The 3,041-nt window shown below is 36.2% G+C and carries 2 protein-coding genes and 1 pseudogene; 2 read left to right on the top strand and 1 reads right to left on the bottom strand.

Features of this window, described 5'->3' with window-relative positions; all coding sequences use genetic code 11:
* Positions 1-446: 446 nt before the first annotated feature.
* Together repM and RFH42_RS16760 are read left to right on the top strand one after the other, a co-directional pair.
* Positions 447-1,373: pseudogene (gene repM / locus RFH42_RS16765) on the top strand (replication initiation protein RepM); the annotation flags it as partial.
* A gap of 541 nt (positions 1,374-1,914) precedes the next feature.
* Entirely contained in the window at positions 1,915-2,097 is a 183-nt protein-coding gene (locus RFH42_RS16760) for a hypothetical protein (RefSeq protein WP_178868349.1), read from the top strand.
* 28 nt (positions 2,098-2,125) lie between these two features.
* On the opposite strand, the gene RFH42_RS16755 is transcribed toward RFH42_RS16760, so the two are convergent.
* On the bottom strand, positions 2,126-2,692 hold the full coding sequence (locus RFH42_RS16755) for a hypothetical protein (protein ID WP_103801072.1): 567 nt from the start codon (positions 2,690-2,692) through the stop codon (positions 2,126-2,128).
* Positions 2,693-3,041 lie beyond the last annotated feature (349 nt).

The following is a 3,041-nucleotide window of genomic DNA, read 5'->3' as shown; positions in this document are numbered from 1 at the left end:
TAAAGCTTTATGAGCGAAGCGAATCCATTCTTGTTTTTAGCGTCCTAGCTGGTCTTTGAAAAAACTGCCCCCAGGAATCGAGCGAAGCGAGATTCAATAGAGTTTGAGCGAAGCGAAAACATAGGGCAGTTTTAAATGCCGTTTTTAATTTTTTTGGGCTTTTAATAATAAAAAAGCTTTTAAATGCTTTTAGGTACGCTGAAAGCGTTGATATACGTGCGTTTCAGCACTTATATGTGGACACTTACCTTGCAATATGTGGACACTTACCTTGCAAGATTTTTTCAATATGTGGACACTTACCTTGCAAATACTGACAAAAAAAATATTGTCCATAAAACAGCATTTACCTTGCAACGGTTTGTCTGTTTAGAGTTGATATATTGACACAAATTACAATGTCAATATAATGACTAGAATAAAAATGTCATATTAGAAGATTTATAATGAAAGATTTGATTGTGAAAGATAACGCTTTAATTAACGCAAGCTATAATTTGGATTTGGTTGAACAGCGACTTATTCTGTTATCAATTATCGAAGCTCGCGAAAGTGGTAAAGGAATCAATGCAAATGACCCTTTAACAATTCACGCAGAAAGCTATATTAACCATTTTAATGTTCACAGAAACACAGCTTACCAAGCGTTAAAAGATGCTTGCAAAGACCTTTTTGCACGCCAATTTAGTTACCAAGAACAACGTGGGAAAGGGATTGCAAATATAACCAGTCGTTGGGTTTCTCAAATCGCCTACATAGACAATACTGCATCTGTAGAGCTTATTTTCGCCCCTGCAATCATCCCTTTAATAACAAGACTAGAAGAACAGTTCACAAGTTATGAGTTACAGCAAATTAAGGGGCTAAGCACAGCTTATGCAATTCGTCTTTATGAATTGCTCATCGCTTGGAGGAGTACAGGGAAAACGCCAATTATTGAAACTCAAGAACTTCGCAGGAAGTTAGGTGTTCTTGATGGTGAATATAAAATGATTGCTGACTTTAAAAAGCGAGTATTTGAGCCATCTATCAAGCAAATAAACGAACATACAGACATAACCGTTAAGTCGGAACAGCACAAAACAGGTCGTTCAATTACTGGATTTTCATTCCGATTCAAACAAAAGGCACAGCCAAAATTAGAACAAAAAACCGACCCTAAAAGAGATCCAAACACACCTGATTTCTTTGTCGAAATGACCGATGCACAACGGCATTTGTTCGCACACAAATTATCTGAACTGCCCGAAGTTGGTAGCGAATATGCAGAGATCGGAGAGTCCGCAGAGGACTTTACGAAACGCCTTGCCGATATGCTTTTAGAACCAAAAAAATTCAGGATGTTTTATCCGCTACTGGAACAACTCGGCTTTGGTTCTAAAAAAATCCAATCTGCACCAATTAAACAGGTCGATGAACCTAAGTTTATTGAGTTGCGAAATATGCAAGTGAACAGCTTGTCGTTCAATATGTCCCGTGACAAGAAATTCGCTCATTTAAAGCAGGAGAACGAATCTCCAGATGATTTTATGCAACGGCTTCGCATCATGCTAAAAGACCCAAAACAGCAACTTCAATTTTATGACTACGTGAATGCCAAAAAGTAGCAATTAATCCTCTAAAAAAGATTTCAAAACGCCCCAAACTTTGGGGCTTATTTTTATCTTTTTCAGAGGTCGGTTTTTTGTTTCTCGGAGAGAAACGCGTAAGCGTGCATTCCCTCCTGCTGTCGGAAAATGATAAATCTCCAAACCGCTAAAAATTTGCTTGTTAGCAACGCCCCAATATCGAATTTCACCCCATAGCGTAAAAACCGCCTAAAATCGCATTTAAGCGCCATTTTCTTAAAAACAGGGAAATCTAGCTAAACAGGGCTAAAAACGCCAATAAACGCAAAATAGGAGCATTTAGACCATGAAATTAAGTGATGCTGAAAAAAATAATCGTTTGTTAGAGGTGTTTTTAAAGAAATCAGATCGAGAATATTACGATTTAGAAATCACTGAAGATCATCAAAAACTTTATGATCAGTACGTTTCAGGTGATTTAAACAAGCAAGACTTTGACGAGTATTTAAAAAAATTAGCTCATAACTAAATGGCTATGAGCTATTAAATAAAATTAATTAGAAACTGATTTGGATATTAACTTTATCCACGTCAATACCTGCTGCATGAGCTATCATTTCTTTAGCTTCAGCAATAATTTCAGATAGTTCTTTTGTTTCATCTACAGATTCTTCAGCAATAATTTCAGATTCAGGTGAAGCAGTTTCTGCATTTGGATTTGCATTAAAAGCAGACCACTCAAGTTTTTCAACATCAAGGTCAAGGTTTTGTAATAGATCATTGGTATTCAAATAAGCTACTGGATATCTTTGACCTGCTGTTAATTTCTTCCAAGCCTTTTTAAAGTTTTCTGTGTCTGGCAACAGTGCATATTCACTAATTTGAATTAATTTTCTACCTGCATGTTTTTTAGTAGGAATACAGCCCGAAATTTTACCAACCATGAAGGCTTGACCATGACCTAAGCCATCTTTTACTGCCCATGTTTCTCTATGATTTCGAATTAAAATTACATATTCAGCACTTTTAATACGGTCTGTACGTACTATCCAATAGCCTGAACCGCCTTCTGATTCCATCCATTTCAAATCTTTACCTGTGAAGATACCAATAACTTTAGCCATAATATTTACTCTTATACGTTAGTTTTATTAAATCTATACGATAGAATTGATTAAATCAAGATTTTTATACGTTAGTTTTATTAAATCTATACGATAGAATTTTAAATATATGATTTCAAAACAATAAACCGAGCGAGTGTCTACGAGCGATTGAGCGTTATAAAAATTTCGTCCCTGCCTTTTCCCTGATTACAAGCTTACTATTGCGTTATAACGAGATTTACAGAGCGAAGCGACTGTATTAATTGGCTTCATGACGAGCGAAGCGAGCATAAAGCTTTATGAGCGAAGCGAATCCATTCTTGTTTTTAGCGTCCTAGCTGGTCTTTGAAAAAACTGCCCCCAGGAA

The organism is Acinetobacter rudis, from assembly GCF_031157835.1.
Classification (GTDB): domain Bacteria; phylum Pseudomonadota; class Gammaproteobacteria; order Pseudomonadales; family Moraxellaceae; genus Acinetobacter; species Acinetobacter rudis_A.
The sequence above is the reverse complement of the archived record's forward strand: the minus strand, read 5'-3'. Positions and strand labels throughout refer to the sequence as shown.

What these genes read in the sequence shown, in the direction of transcription:
- RFH42_RS16760 (WP_178868349.1), top strand. Translation starts at nt 1,915, where the DNA reads ATGAAATTAAGTGATGCTGAAAAAAATAATCGTTTGTTAGAGGTGTTT.
- RFH42_RS16755 (WP_103801072.1), bottom strand. Translation starts at nt 2,692, where the DNA reads ATGGCTAAAGTTATTGGTATCTTCACAGGTAAAGATTTGAAATGGATG.